This is a genomic window from Bradyrhizobium vignae (assembly GCF_004114425.1).
In the GTDB taxonomy this organism is placed as follows: Bacteria; Pseudomonadota; Alphaproteobacteria; order Rhizobiales; family Xanthobacteraceae; genus Bradyrhizobium; species Bradyrhizobium vignae.
The window spans coordinates 13,339-26,864 of sequence record NZ_RDQF01000054.1 but is presented as its reverse complement, the minus strand read 5'-3'; the positions used below and the strand labels follow the sequence as shown (position 1 = coordinate 26,864).

Here is a 13,526-nt window from a genome sequence, read left to right as displayed (position 1 = left end):
ATGAACATCAATACCTCGCCTGACCAGATCGTTCGCAGCTCGGCCCAGGTCACGCCGGGCTACATGTCCGGCTTCGGCAATAGTTTTGAGACCGAGGCGCTGCCGGGCGCGCTGCCGATCGGACGCAACTCGCCGCAGCGTTGCGCCTACGGGCTCTATGCCGAGCAGCTTTCCGGCTCGCCCTTCACCGCGCCGCGTGGCACCAATGAACGCTCCTGGCTGTATCGTATCCGTCCGTCGGTGAAGCATTCCGGCCGCTTCGAGAAGATCGATGCCGGACTGTGGCGCTCGGCGCCATGCCACGAATACGATCTCCCGATCGCGCAGCTGCGCTGGGATCCGACGCCGATCCCGAAGGAGGAGCTCACCTTCGTCCAGGGCGTGCAGACCATGACGACGGCGGGCGATGTGAACACGCAAGCAGGCATGGCCGCGCATGTCTATCTCATCACCAAATCGATGGTGGATCAGCATTTCTACAACGCCGACGGCGAATTGCTGTTCGTGCTGCAGCAGGGTAATCTTCGTCTCGTCACCGAGTTCGGCCGCATCGATGCCGAGCCCGGCGAGATCGTAGTGATTCCGCGCGGCGTCAAGTTCCGTGTCGAGATTCCGAACGGGCCGGCGCGCGGCTATCTCTGCGAGAACTATGGCGGCGCCTTCACGCTGCCGGAGCGTGGCCCGATCGGCGCCAATTGTCTTGCCAATGCGCGCGACTTCCTGACGCCGGTCGCGAACTACGAGGACAAGGACACGCCGACCGAGCTGTTCGTGAAATGGGGCGGCTCGCTGTTCAAGACGACGCTGCCGCATTCACCGATCGACGTCGTCGCCTGGCACGGCAATTACGCGCCCTACAAATACGACCTGCGCGCGTTTTCCCCGGTCGGCGCGATCAGCTTCGATCATCCCGATCCCTCGATCTTCACGGTGCTGACCTCGCCCTCGGAGACCGCGGGCACGGCGAATATCGACTTCGTCATCTTCCCCGAGCGCTGGATGGTCGCGGAAAACACCTTCCGTCCGCCCTGGTACCACATGAACATCATGAGCGAGTTCATGGGCCTGATCTACGGCGTCTACGACGCCAAACCGCAGGGCTTCGTTCCCGGCGGCATCTCCTTGCACAATTGCATGCTGCCGCACGGACCTGATCGCGACGCCTTCGAGCACGCCAGCAATGGCGAGCTGAAGCCGGTGAAGCTCACGGGCACCATGGCCTTCATGTTCGAGACCCGCTACCCGCAGCGCGTCACCGCGCATGCCGCGAAGTCCTCGACGCTGCAGGACGATTACGCCGATTGCTGGAAGGGCCTGGAGAAGCGCTTCGATCCGAACAAGCCGTAGTCTTTCTTACCCTCCCCTGGAGGGGGAGGGTCGCTACGCATGCAGCGAAGCGGAATGCGTAGCGGGGTGGGGTGACGGTCCCTCCACGTCCAACAGTCCCCGTGTTGAGAGGTCACCCCACCCCGTCTCATATTTCGCTGCGCTCAATATGAGCCGACCCTCCCCCTCCAGGGGAGGGTGACACCGCCACCGCTGCGCCATGGGAAACCAATGCCCCACCCCAACGACCCCAGCCTCCGCTCCTTCATCGAGGTCGACCCCGCCTCGGACTTTCCGATTCAGAACCTGCCCTATGGCGTGTTCTCGACCGCGGCCAATCCGACGCCGCGGGTTGGTGTGGCGATCGGAGGCTACGTGCTCGATCTCTGGGAGCTCGAGCAGGATTCCCGGCTCGACGTCGGCCCGTTCGGCGTGTTCTCCGGGGCCTCGCTCAATCCCTTCATGGCGTTGGGGCCGAAGGTGTGGGCGAAGACGCGGGCGCGGATCAGCGAACTGCTCCGTCACGATCATCATGAGCTGCGCGACAACGAGGAGCTGCGCAGCCGCGCGCTGGTGCCGATGCGCGATGCGAAGCTCCACATGCCGTTCGCAGTCTCCGGCTACACCGATTTCTATTCTTCCAAGGAGCACGCCACCAATGTCGGCGTGATGTTCCGCGGCAAGGACAATGCGCTGCAGCCGAACTGGCTGCACATGCCGATCGCTTATAACGGCCGCGCCTCCACCGTCGTGGTCTCCGGCACCAAGGTGAAGCGGCCGCGCGGGCAGCTGAAGCCGCCGAATGTGGAGCTGCCGAGCTTTGCGCCGTGCAAGCGGCTCGATTTCGAGCTGGAGATGGGCGCCGTCATCGGCCAGGCTTCGCCGATGGGCGGCATGCTCAGCGAGCAACAGGCCGAGGAGATGATCTTCGGATTCGTGCTGCTCAACGACTGGAGCGCGCGCGACATCCAGCAATGGGAATACGTGCCGCTCGGCCCATTCCTCGCAAAAGCCTTCGCGACCTCGATCAGCCCCTGGGTGGTGACGCGCGAGGCGCTGGAGCCGTTCCGCCTGAAGGGACCGGAGCAGCAGCCGGTGCCGCTCGACTATCTCAAGCAGACCAAGCCACAGAACTACGATGTCGAGCTCGACGTCTCCTTGCGCGCTGCGGGGGCCAATGCGCCTGTCAGCATCAGCCGCACCAATTTCAAATACATGTACTGGTCCTCGGTGCAGCAGCTGATGCACCATGCTTCTTCCGGCTGCGCCATGAATGTCGGCGATCTCCTCGGCAGCGGCACCATCTCCGGCCCGGAGAAGAACCAGCGCGGCAGCTTGTTGGAGATTTCTTGGAACGGCACCGAGCCGGTCGAGCTGCCCGGCGGCACCAAGCGCTCGTTCCTGGAGGACGGCGACAGCCTCGTGATGCGCGGCTGGTGCCAGGGCAACGGCTATCGCGTCGGGTTCGGCGAGGTCGAGGGGACGATTGTGGCGGCGGAGTGAGCCGCCGTCCCTGTCACAACCTCCGTCATTGCGAGCGCAGCGAAGCAATCCAGAATCTCTCCGCGGCGGCAGTCTGGATTGCTCCGTCGCATCAGCGCCAAATTGCTACGCAATTTTGTCGCGAGCTCCTCGCAAGAACGTGGAGAGAGAGCCTATCGTTTCTCCGGCGGCACGTCGCGGATTCGTGCGCAATACGCTGCGACATCCTCCACGCTGTACTTCAGATGCACGCGCTTGTCTGACGGCACGTGCTTGGCCACGCACACGCCCGGCCGCCATTCCCGCGCCGGCCTGATCGGGCGCGGCACAAATCCGCCGCCGCAGTTCGGGCAGACGTTGAACAGCTTCGTTTCGACGCAATCCGCACAGAACGTGCATTCATAGGAGCAGATCCGCGCATCGGTTGCGTTCGGCGGCAGGTCGCGGTCGCAATATTCGCAGTTCGGTCGCAGCTGCAGGGCCATGTTGAATCTCCGGACATGGAGCTGCGATCATCGCAGATCGTGTAGCCAGCGCGAATGCCATAGTTCCCTCGATTTCAGCCGGGCTTGATCTCCTTGAGCGGGAGCCGTGAGCTCTCCTTCAGCCGGTCGAGGACGATCGAGGAGCGAACATGCGCCACGCTCTGGTGCGGCATCAGAACGTCGTTGACGAGGTTGGACAGGCCCTTGAGGTCGCGCAGCACGGCTTTGAGCACGTAGTCGGCATCGCCCGTCAGCGAATACGCCTCCTGGATCTCGTCGATCCGGTTCACCAGCGCGCGGAAGCGCTTGGAGTTGTCCGGTGAGTGGGTCGCAAGCCCCACCTGGATGAAGGCGATCACGCCGAAGCCGAGCGCTTCGCTGGAAAGATCGGCGTGATAGCCTGATATCACCTTTTCCTCTTCCAGCCGCATCCGCCGCCGCGAGCATTGCGAGGCGGAGAGACCCGCGAGGTCGGCAAGCTCCTGGTTGGTGAGGCGGCCATCGTCCTGGAGTGCACCCAGGATCTTGAGGTCGAACGCGTCCACGGAAATCATGCGTCAATCGTCCAATTCATGCACGAGTCGTGCATAAGCTAGCGGAATCGTGTGCCGTTTGCACGCCCCTTGCGCGCTTCATGAAGGACAATTCCTCCCAGCCAGCAATTTGGGAGAACCGTCAATGGGTCCGTTTCCGCATGATGCACCGCCGGCCACTGTTAGCGCCGACAATCCGATGGGCACCGACGGATTCGAGTTCGTCGAATATGCGCATCCCCACCCGGAAGAGCTGCACGCGCTGTTCAAGCTGATGGGCTATGCACCCGTCGCGCGTCATAGAACTAAGAAGATCACGGTCTACCGCCAGGGCGACATCAACTATCTCGTCAACGAGGAGCCGGGTACTCACGGCTATGAATTCGTCGCCGCGCATGGCCCCTGTGCGCCCTCGATGGCATTCCGCGTGGTCGATGCCAAGGCGGCCTATGACCGGGCGATTGCGCTCGGTGCCGAGCCGGCCGATGTGTCATCCGCACAGAAGACGCTCGACGTGCCCGCGATCAAGGGCATCGGCGGCAGCCTGCTTTATCTGGTCGATCGTTACGGTGACAAGGGCTCGGCCTATGATGCCGAGTTCGAATGGCTGGGCGCACGCGACCCGCGACCGGTCGGTGCCGGCCTGTTCTATCTCGACCATCTTACCCACAACGTTCATCGCGGCCGCATGGACGTCTGGGCCGGCTTTTATGAGAAGCTGTTCAACTTCCGCCAGATTCGCTTCTTCGACATCGAAGGCCGCGCCTCCGGCTTGTTTTCGCGAGCGCTGACCAGCCCCGACGGCAAGATCCGGATTCCGATCAACGAGGACGCCGGCGATTCCGGACAGATCGAGGAATATCTCAAGACCTATCGCGGTGAAGGCATCCAGCACATCGCCTGCGGCTGCCGAGACATCTACCGCACCATCGAAGGCCTGCGCGAAGCCGGCCTGCCGTTCATGCCGTCCCCGCCCGACACCTATTTCGAGCGGATCGATACGCGCCTGTCCAAGCACGGCGAAGACGTCGCACGGCTCCGCAAGAACGGCATCCTCATCGACGGCGAGGGCGTGGTCGAGGGTGGCCAGACCAAGGTGCTGCTGCAGATCTTCTCGGCCAATGCCATCGGCCCGATCTTCTTCGAGTTCATCCAGCGCAAGGGCGACGACGGCTTTGGCGAGGGCAATTTCAAGGCCCTGTTCGAATCGATCGAGGAGGACCAGATCCGCCGCGGGGTGCTGAAGGTGGAGAACGCGGCGTAGGGCGGCAGCCGCGCTGCCCTAGGGTGGGCAAAGGCGCGTAGCGCCGTGCCCACCATCTCTGTGTGATCTCGCTCAAAGCGGTGGGCACGCTTCGCTTTGCCCACCCTACAAGAGCGTGCTCGTCGGCTTTACCTCTTCCATGCCTTCGTCACCGCGGTGATCTCCGCCGCTTCCGGCTCACGCACGGCCGATGGCGTGCGTGAGAATCGCGGCGCGGGTGCCGGCTGCTTCACGCCGTGGCGCTCGATGAAGACATTACGGGCGACCATGTGTGGATGTTGTGTCGCCTCCGACATGGTCAGCACCGGCGCGAAGCAGATGTCGGTGCCTTCCATGATCCTGCACCAGTCCTCGCGCGTCTTGCTTTTGAACACCGCCTTCAGCTTCTCCTTCAGCGCGGGCCAGGCCTTGCGGTCCATCTGCGCGTCGAAATCCGCATCCGTCAGGCCGGCGCGCTCGCGCAGCAGCGCGTAGAATTGCGGCTCGATCGAGCCGATCGAAATGAAGTGCCCGCAAGCGCATTCATAGACGCCATAGAAATGCGCGCCGCCGTCGAGGAAGTTCTGGTTGCGCTCCTCGGTCCAGCGGCCGATCGTGGTCATGTCGAAGAAGAACGACATCAGCGACGCCGCGCCGTCGCACATCGCGGCGTCGACCACCTGACCCTTGCCGGATTTTTGCGCTTCCAACAGCGCTGCGAGCACGCCGACGACCAGATAGAGCGCGCCGCCACCGAAATCGCCGACCAGGTTGAGCGGCGGCACCGGTGCTTCCTTCGTGCCGATCGCGGCGAGCGCGCCGGTGATGGAGATGTAGTTGATGTCGTGGCCGGCGGCGTTGGCGAGCGGGCCTTCCTGGCCCCAACCGGTCATGCGGCCATAGACGAGCTTCGGGTTGCGCGCGAGCACGACGTCGGGCCCGAGCCCGAGCCGCTCCATGACGCCGGGACGGAATCCTTCGATCAGCGCATCGGCGCTGGCCAGGAGGTCGAGCACCTCTGCGATCGCGCCCCTGTCCTTGAGGTCGAGCTCGATCAGCTTGCGGCCGCGGCCCGCCACCGATTTCATGCTCTTCTTGGCGCCGACGCGATCGAGCGTGACGACGTCGGCGCCCATGTCGGCCAGCATCATGCAGGCGAACGGACCGGGCCCGATGCCGGCGAATTCGACGATGCGGAAGCCCGCGAGCGGGCCGGAAGCGCGGCCGGACGAGCCTTCGGATTTGTCTTGGGCTGATTTCTGGGCTGATTTCTGGGCTGATTGATCGAGCACGTTTTGTTTCCTCGGGTCGCGGGCGGTTGCCGGGATCCGGCAAGCGCCTCCGACGTTCCTCTGTGGGCGAGTTAATTGGCTGATTAACTTTTCCCGCCTTCACGCCAGCGAGGCAAGCGGTTTTCATGCATCGGCGCATAATAAAAGCGGCGCGCACCGAAGTGCGCGCCGCGGAAAATTTGTGCTGAGACGCTGGAGCGGGATGGTCAGCCCGCTGCCGCCACCGCGCGCTGCGCCATCACCTTGACGAGGTTGGCGCGGTACTCCGCCGAGCCATGGATGTCAGCGAGCAATCCGCTCGCGGGAATGCTGACGCTGTCGATCGCCGCCGGCGACCAGTTCGTCTTCAGCGCGGCTTCGATCGCAGGCACCCGCATCACGCCGTTCTGCGAGGCACCGGTGGCGGCGACCCGAACCTCGCCCGACTTGGTCTGCGCGACGAACACGCCGGCCAGCGCGAAACGCGAGGCCGGATGCGGCATCTTGGAATAGCCGGCTTTCGCCGGAACCGGGAACGACACGGCGGTAATGATCTCGCCGTCTTCGAGCGCGGTCGTGAACAGGCCCTTGAAGAAATCGGCCGCCGCAATCGACCGTTTGTTGGTCTTCACGGTCGCATCGAGCGCAAGCAGCGCGGCCGGATAGTCGGCGGCGGGATCGTTGTTGGCGATCGAGCCGCCGATCGTGCCGCGGTAGCGCACGGCGGGATCGCCGATCAGCGAGGCCAGGTAGGCGAGCGCAGGGATCGCCTTCTTCGCGGCGTCGCTGGTCGCGACATCGTAATGCGGCGTGGCGGCCTTGATGGTCAGCGTATCGCCGGAGGCTTCGACGCCGATCATGTCCTTGATCTTGGCGACATCGATCACGTCGGAGGGACCTGCGAGGCGCTGCTTCATCACCGGCAGCAACGTCTGCCCGCCGGCGAGGAATTTCGCCTCGCTGCTCTTGGCGAACAGGCTGGCAGCCTCGTCGACCGAGGAGGCACGATGATAGGTGGTCTGGTACATCTTGGTTGCTCCTGAAATCTTTTCTCTGTCATTCCGGGATGCGCCGAAAGGCGCAGACCCGGAATCTCGAGGTTGAATTCTTAAGCTCCAGATTCCGGGTTCGACGCTTGGCCTCGCCCCGGAATGACGACGATGAGGCGGTTAAGCCGCGTGGATCGTGCGCCACACCCGGTCAGGGGTTGCGGGCATTTCCAGGTTGTTCTTGCCGATCGCATCCGTGATCGCGTTGATCACGGCCGCAGACGCCCCGATCGCGCCGGCCTCACCGCAACCCTTGATGCCCAGGGGATTGCCCGGGCACAGCGTCGTGGTGTGGGAGAGGTTGAACGAGGGCAGGTCGTCGGCGCGCGGCATGGCATAGTCCATGAACGAGGCCGTGACCGGCTGGCCGTTGGCATCGTAGATCGCGTGCTCGAGCAGTGCCTGGCCAATGCCTTGCGCGAGGCCGCCATGGACCTGGCCCTCGACGATCATCGGGTTGATCAGCCGGCCGAAATCGTCGGCCGCGACGAAGTTGATGAACGAGGTCTTGCCGGTGCCGGGATCGACTTCGAGCTCGCAAATATAAGCGCCGGCGGGGAAGGTGAAATTGGTCGGGTCGTAGAAGGCGCTCTCCTTCAGGCCCGGCTCCATCCCCTCAGGCAGATTGTGCGCGGTGTAGGCCGCAAGCGCGACCATCGGGAACGCGATCGCCTTGTCGGTGCCGGTCACCTTGAACTCGCCGTTCTCGATGACGATGTCGGCTTCCGAGGCCTCGAGCGCATGCGCTGCGATCTTCTTGGCCTTGGACTCGACCTTCTCCATCGCCTTCAGGATCGCGGTGAGGCCGACGGCCGCCGAGCGCGAGCCGTAGGTGCCCATGCCGAACTGCACCTTGTCGGTGTCGCCATGGACGATCGAGACCTGGCTGATGGGAACGCCGAGACGGTCTGCCACGAGCTGGCAGAAGGTGGTCTCGTGACCCTGGCCATGGCTGTGCGATCCCGTGAGGATCTCGATGGTGCCGACCGGATTGACGCGGACCTCAGCCGATTCCCACAGGCCGACGCCGGCGCCCAGGCTGCCGACCGCCTTGGACGGTGCGATGCCGCAGGCTTCGATGTAGCAGGACACCCCGATGCCGCGCAGCTTGCCTTGTGACTTTGCTTGCGCCTTGCGGGCAGGGAAGCCGGCATAGTCGATCGCCTTCATCGCGGCATCGAGCGAGGCGTTGAAGTCGCCGGTGTCGTAGGCCATGATGACCGGCGTCTGGTGCGGGAACTGGGTGATGAAGTTGGTCCGGCGCAATTGGGCCGGATCGACATTCAGCTGCCGCGCCGCCGTTTCCATCAGCCGCTCGATCAGATAGCTCGCCTCCGGCCGGCCCGCGCCGCGATAGGCATCGACCGGCGTGGTGTTGGTGTAGACCCCGATGACCTCGGCATGGATCGCCGGGATGTTGTACTGGCCCGACAGCAGCGTCGCGTAGAGATAGGTCGGCACCGAGGACGAGAACAGCGACATGTAGGCGCCGAAATTGGCGTAGGTCTTCACCCTCAGGCCAATGATCTTGTTGTTGGCGTCGAACGCCATCTCGGCATGGGTGATGTGGTCGCGGCCATGTGCGTCGGTGAGGAAGGCCTCGGTGCGGTCGCCGGTCCATTTGACGGGACGGCCGACTTTCTTCGAGGCCCACAACGCCACCATTTCTTCGGGGTAGATGAAGATCTTCGAGCCGAAGCCGCCGCCGACGTCGGGGGCGATCACGCGCAGCTTGTGCTCGGGCGCGATGTTGTAGAACGCCGACAGCACGAGGCGGGCGACGTGCGGGTTCTGCGACGTCGTGTAGAGCGTGAAGTGCTCTTCCGCCGCGTCGTAATCAGCGATCGCCGCGCGCGGCTCCATCGCATTCGGCGCGAGGCGGTTGTTGGTGACGTCGAGCTTCACCACATTGGCGGCCTTCGAGAAGGCGGCATTCACCGCGCCCTCGTCGCCGATCACCCAGTCATAGACCTGGTTGCCGGGGGCTTCGGGATGAAGCTGCGGCGCGCCGGTCTTGATCGCGGCGTGCATGTCGGCGACCGCGGGAAGCTCCTCGTAATCGACGACGACGGCCTCCGCCGCGTCGCGTGCCAGATTCTTGCTCTCGGCGATCACGACGGCGACGGCCTGGCCGACGAAGCGCACCGTCTCGGGCGCCATCGCCGGCCATGCGCCCATCTTCATCGGGCTGCCGTCCTTGGAGGTGATGGCCCAGCCGCAGATCAGGTTGCCGACCTTGTCGTCGACGAGCTGCTTGCCGGTGAGCACCGCGACCACGCCCGGCATCTTCAGCGCGGCGGACGAGTCGATCCCCTTCACCTTGGCGTGCGCGTGCGGGCTGCGGATGAAATAGGCATGGGTCATGCCCGTCAGCTTGATGTCGTCGACGTAACGGCCCTTGCCGGTAATGAAGCGCTTGTCTTCCTTGCGCACGACGCGTGCGCCGATGCCTTCAACACCCATGTCTGGTCCTCCCGACCGGAAATTTGTTGACCCGCGCTTTCCCTCGAAAGCGGCGGTGGTTTTCTTGTTTGCGGCGGCCTCGTTACTCGGCCGCCTGCGCAACCTTCATGCGGCCGGCCGCATCCAGCACGGCTTTGACGATGTTGTGATAGCCGGTGCAGCGGCAGATATTGCCTTCGAGCTCGTGGCGGACGGTGGCTTCGTCGAGCTGTCCACCATGGCGTTGCACGATGTCGATCGCCGACATGATCATGCCCGGCGTGCAATAGCCGCACTGCAGGCCGTGATTGTCGCGGAAAGCGGCCTGCATCGGATGCAGTTCCTCGCCCTTGGCGATGCCTTCGATGGTGGTGACGTTGGCACCGTCGGCCTGTCCTGCCAGCATGGTGCAGGATTTCACGGCGCGGCCGTCCATGTGCACGACGCAGGCGCCGCACTGACTGGTGTCGCAGCCGACATGGGTTCCCGTGAGATTGAGATGGTCGCGCAGGAGCTGGACCAGCAGCGTGCGGTCCTCGACGTCGACAGCAACGGCCTTGCCGTTGACCGTCAGTTTGACTGTAGACACTTGGAGTCCTCCCAGAGTGATTTTGATTGGTTCTAATTAGAGACAGCGCGAGCGAAACTTTGCAACTGGGATTTTGGCGACCGCGCGTCATGTAAAAGACATCGTGCGGCCGTCGCAGTCGTACGCTCCGGCCACGACAATCCGCACCGCCGCCGGTGCGTGGCGTGACCTTGCAGGAAGCTTGCGGAAAAGGTCGCTCCGCCATCTGCGATGGCAAGTTCGACCGCCGTCATGCGAAGCGCTTTGTCCTGGTGGCGCCTGCCTTGGTCATGCTTGCCGCTTGCCCCTGGACTCGGCGCCGTCGTGCGTCGTTTCTCCCTTGAATGCCTTGTTCGTTGCGCAAATAGGAGCACGCGCTCCCGTCTTTGTAATCGCGATCTTGGTAGTAGGCGGAGACCACTTAAGTCATTGATTTTGCTTATGGCGATGCAGCGAAGCCGCGCCCGCCGCGCGGCTCGCCGGCAAGCCGCGTCAGCCACGATCTTCTAGTACTTCCTGGCGATTGATCGCAGCCGGGCCTCCCCCTAGTCGGACCGTACAAGTCAACGACCAAAAGGGTGGAAGCGATGCAGATGAATGACAGTCAGCGGATCCCGGCGTCGAAGGCCACGGTGTGGGCTGCGCTCAACGATCCCGATATTCTCAGGCGCTGCATTCCCGGCTGCCAATCGCTCGAGATGACATCGTCGACGCAGATGACAGCGACCGTTGTGCTGAAGGTCGGTCCAGTGAAGGCAACGTTCAGCGGCAAGGTGACGCTGACCGACATCGATGCGCCCAACGGCTACCGCATCATCGGCGAAGGCGCCGGCGGCGTCGCGGGCTTTGCCAAGGGCGGCGCGAAGGTCAGGCTGGAAGAAGAATCGCCTGACCTCACCATCCTGCATTACGAAGCCGACGCGCAGATCGGCGGCAAGCTCGCACAGCTCGGCTCGCGACTGATCGAATCGACGTCGCGAAAACTTGCCGCGAACTTCTTCCAAAGCTTTGCAGGCGTGGTAGCGCCATCATCTTGACCGATGCACGCAAGGACAATCGGATTGCGGGCGCGATGTTGCCCAAATCCGATGACGCATTTCGGGCTGCAAAATACGGGCAAGACGCAAGCCGGGACAACGAGATGAGCGGCGAGAGCCGGCAATGATCTGCACTACTACCTTCCGCCTATACTAAGCGCGAAAAGGCGATGCTGTAATTTCGAACCATGGCTCGCGGGCAAACTGCGCGTCACGAGCGCAACGCGCTCAGGCGCCCAACGAGGCGTGCACAACAACATCGCGGAGGGAATACATGACCTTTGGAACGAAGGGCTTCTTGGCTGGCATCTCCATGATTGCGATGCTTGCCGCCGTTACACCGGGCGTTCGCGCCAACGACTCCCTGCTCAAGGCGCAATCCGATTCGAATCAGTGGGCTGTCGCCGGCCACGACTATGGCAACACGCGCTTCAGCCCGCTGAAGCAGATCAACACCGAAAACGCCGGCAAGCTGACGCTGGCTTATTCCTTCTCGCTGGCGTCGCTGCGTTCGAACGAATCCTCGCCGATCGTCATCGGCAACACGCTCTACGTTTCGAGCTCGTGGGGGCCGAAATACGTCTATGCGCTCGATGCCGCCACCGGCGCGCGCAAATGGACCTGGGAGCCCGACATTCCCGAGGACGTGCTGCAATACGCCTGCTGCGACGTGAACAATCGCGGCGTCTCCTATGCCGACGGCAAGATCTTCGTCGGCCGCCTCGACGGCAAGCTGACGGCGCTCGATGCCGCGACCGGCAAGGCGCTGTGGACGGCGAAGGTGGTCGACTACAAGCAGGGTTCGGTCATCACCTCGCCGCCGCTCGTCGTGCGCGACAAGGTCATCACCGGTTTCGGTGGCGGCGAATACGGCGTGCGCGGTGCGCTCCAGGCCTTCGACATCAACACCGGCAAGCAGGTGTGGCAGACCTACACCGTTCCGTCCCCGGACGAGCCCGGTGGCGACACCTGGAAGGGCGATTCCGCCCAGCATGGCGGCGGCGCGGCCTGGCTAGTCGGCTCCTACGATCCGAAGAGCGACACGGTCTATTGGGGCACCAGCAATCCCGGCCCGTGGAACACGGCGGTGCGTTCGACCGGCGACGGAAATTTCGGCAAGCTGACCAACCTCTACACCGCCTCGACGCTGGCGCTCGATCCCAACACCGGCAAGATCAAGTGGCACATCCAGACCACGCCGGCCGACGCCTGGGACTATGACGGCGTCAACGAAGCCGTGCTCGCGGATCTGAAGATCGGCGGCAGCACCGTTCCGGCGCTCATGAAGGCGGATCGCAACGGCTATTTCTTCGTCGCCAATCGCGAGACCGGCAAGGTGTTGTCGGCGGAGAAATACGTGTTCTCGAACTGGGCCAAGAAGTGGGACGTCGCCACGATGCGCGCGGTCGAGGATCCCGACAAGCGTCCCGGGCCGAATCATCCCGCCAAGGACATCTGCCCGAACCTGATCGGCGGCAAGAACTGGCAGCCGATGTCGTTCAATCCGCAGACCGGCCTCGTCTACATCCCGTCCAACAATGTCTGCATGGACTGGTCGGTCAGTGATGTCGCCTACAAGCGTGGCGTGTTCTATCTCGGCGCCGAATTCCCGACCAAGGAAGGCCCCGGCGGCTTCCTCGGCGAGCTCGTGGCCTGGGATCCGGTCGCGCAGAAGAAGGTCTGGTCGATCAAGGAAGACCTGCCGTTCAACGGCGGAACGCTGACCACTGGCGGTGGTCTCGTGTTTGCCGGCAACATCCATGGCGACTTCCGCGCCATCGATGCGAGATCCGGCAAGGTGCTGTGGAGCAAAAATCTCGGCTCCGGCATCGGCGCCGGCCCGGTGACCTACCAGGTCGACGGCAAGCAATATGTCGCCATCGTCGTCGGCCGCACGGCTGCGCTGCCTGCGTTCCTGGGCGAGGTAGGTAAGAAGATGACGGCCGCAGCCCCCGAGGGCGGTTCGCTCTTCGTGTTCTCCGTCCAGTGACCACTCGCGCGCGTATCCCCGAGGTGACGGGATACGCGCGCGTTTTTTTAAGACATGAGCTGCGGCATCGACGAGGCCTGGTGCCGCCGCGCCTGGCCCA

At 63.6% G+C, this 13,526-nt stretch carries 11 protein-coding genes; 5 read left to right on the top strand and 6 right to left on the bottom strand.

Annotation, left to right across the window (positions count from 1 at the left end; genetic code table 11):
- Positions 1 to 1,347: a homogentisate 1,2-dioxygenase gene (hmgA, locus tag EAV90_RS31320; RefSeq protein WP_164937187.1), complete on the top strand. Its 1,347-nt coding sequence runs from the start codon at positions 1 to 3 to the stop codon at positions 1,345 to 1,347.
- A 210-nt stretch (positions 1,348 to 1,557) separates the two neighbouring features.
- A complete protein-coding gene (gene fahA / locus EAV90_RS31315) occupies positions 1,558 to 2,829 on the top strand; it encodes a fumarylacetoacetase (RefSeq protein ID WP_129145662.1) in 1,272 nt (423 codons plus the stop codon).
- A gap of 152 nt (positions 2,830 to 2,981) precedes the next feature.
- Here fahA and EAV90_RS31310 read toward each other — a convergent pair whose 3' ends face one another.
- Positions 2,982 to 3,293 (bottom strand): DUF1272 domain-containing protein, encoded by a 312-nt coding sequence (locus tag EAV90_RS31310; RefSeq protein WP_129145661.1) that lies wholly within the window; start codon positions 3,291 to 3,293, stop codon positions 2,982 to 2,984.
- Positions 3,294 to 3,367: 74 nt separating this feature from the next.
- The gene (locus EAV90_RS31305; RefSeq protein WP_100180721.1) at positions 3,368 to 3,847 is read right to left on the bottom strand and encodes an Lrp/AsnC family transcriptional regulator; all 480 of its coding nucleotides are present in this window, start codon (positions 3,845 to 3,847) and stop codon (positions 3,368 to 3,370) included.
- Positions 3,848 to 3,971: 124 nt separating this feature from the next.
- On the opposite strand from EAV90_RS31305, the gene hppD reads away from it, so the two are divergent.
- Positions 3,972 to 5,090 carry a 4-hydroxyphenylpyruvate dioxygenase gene (hppD, locus tag EAV90_RS31300; RefSeq protein WP_129145660.1) on the top strand — a complete coding sequence of 373 codons (1,119 nt, stop codon included), beginning with the start codon at positions 3,972 to 3,974 and terminating at the stop codon, positions 5,088 to 5,090.
- A 128-nt stretch (positions 5,091 to 5,218) separates the two neighbouring features.
- Here hppD and EAV90_RS31295 read toward each other — a convergent pair whose 3' ends face one another.
- The 4 genes from EAV90_RS31295 to EAV90_RS31280 form a co-directional block, all read right to left on the bottom strand.
- A complete protein-coding gene (locus EAV90_RS31295) occupies positions 5,219 to 6,361 on the bottom strand; it encodes a CaiB/BaiF CoA transferase family protein (protein ID WP_129145659.1) in 1,143 nt (380 codons plus the stop codon).
- A gap of 206 nt (positions 6,362 to 6,567) precedes the next feature.
- Positions 6,568 to 7,368: an FAD binding domain-containing protein gene (locus EAV90_RS31290; RefSeq protein WP_129145658.1), complete on the bottom strand. Its 801-nt coding sequence runs from the start codon at positions 7,366 to 7,368 to the stop codon at positions 6,568 to 6,570.
- A gap of 141 nt (positions 7,369 to 7,509) precedes the next feature.
- On the bottom strand, positions 7,510 to 9,852 hold the full coding sequence (locus EAV90_RS31285) for a xanthine dehydrogenase family protein molybdopterin-binding subunit (protein WP_129145657.1): 2,343 nt from the start codon (positions 9,850 to 9,852) through the stop codon (positions 7,510 to 7,512).
- An 82-nt stretch (positions 9,853 to 9,934) separates the two neighbouring features.
- Entirely contained in the window at positions 9,935 to 10,420 is a 486-nt protein-coding gene (locus tag EAV90_RS31280) for a (2Fe-2S)-binding protein (RefSeq protein WP_122400488.1), read from the bottom strand.
- Positions 10,421 to 10,986: 566 nt separating this feature from the next.
- Here EAV90_RS31280 and EAV90_RS31275 point away from each other — a divergent pair.
- Both EAV90_RS31275 and EAV90_RS31270 read left to right on the top strand, forming a co-directional pair.
- Entirely contained in the window at positions 10,987 to 11,436 is a 450-nt protein-coding gene (locus EAV90_RS31275) for an SRPBCC family protein (RefSeq protein WP_129145656.1), read from the top strand.
- A 274-nt stretch (positions 11,437 to 11,710) separates the two neighbouring features.
- A complete protein-coding gene (locus EAV90_RS31270; RefSeq protein WP_129145655.1) occupies positions 11,711 to 13,426 on the top strand; it encodes a PQQ-dependent methanol/ethanol family dehydrogenase in 1,716 nt (571 codons plus the stop codon).
- Positions 13,427 to 13,526: the final 100 nt, after the last annotated feature.

Coding starts and splice junctions, on each gene's coding strand:
- EAV90_RS31270 (WP_129145655.1), top strand. CDS start 11,711: ATGACCTTTGGAACGAAGGGCTTCTTGGCTGGCATCTCCATGATTGCG.
- EAV90_RS31290 (WP_129145658.1), bottom strand. CDS start 7,368: ATGTACCAGACCACCTATCATCGTGCCTCCTCGGTCGACGAGGCTGCC.
- hppD (WP_129145660.1), top strand. CDS start 3,972: ATGGGTCCGTTTCCGCATGATGCACCGCCGGCCACTGTTAGCGCCGAC.
- fahA (WP_129145662.1), top strand. CDS start 1,558: ATGCCCCACCCCAACGACCCCAGCCTCCGCTCCTTCATCGAGGTCGAC.
- EAV90_RS31285 (WP_129145657.1), bottom strand. CDS start 9,852: ATGGGTGTTGAAGGCATCGGCGCACGCGTCGTGCGCAAGGAAGACAAG.
- EAV90_RS31275 (WP_129145656.1), top strand. CDS start 10,987: ATGCAGATGAATGACAGTCAGCGGATCCCGGCGTCGAAGGCCACGGTG.
- EAV90_RS31310 (WP_129145661.1), bottom strand. CDS start 3,293: ATGGCCCTGCAGCTGCGACCGAACTGCGAATATTGCGACCGCGACCTG.
- EAV90_RS31305 (WP_100180721.1), bottom strand. CDS start 3,847: ATGATTTCCGTGGACGCGTTCGACCTCAAGATCCTGGGTGCACTCCAG.
- hmgA (WP_164937187.1), top strand. CDS start 1: ATGAACATCAATACCTCGCCTGACCAGATCGTTCGCAGCTCGGCCCAG.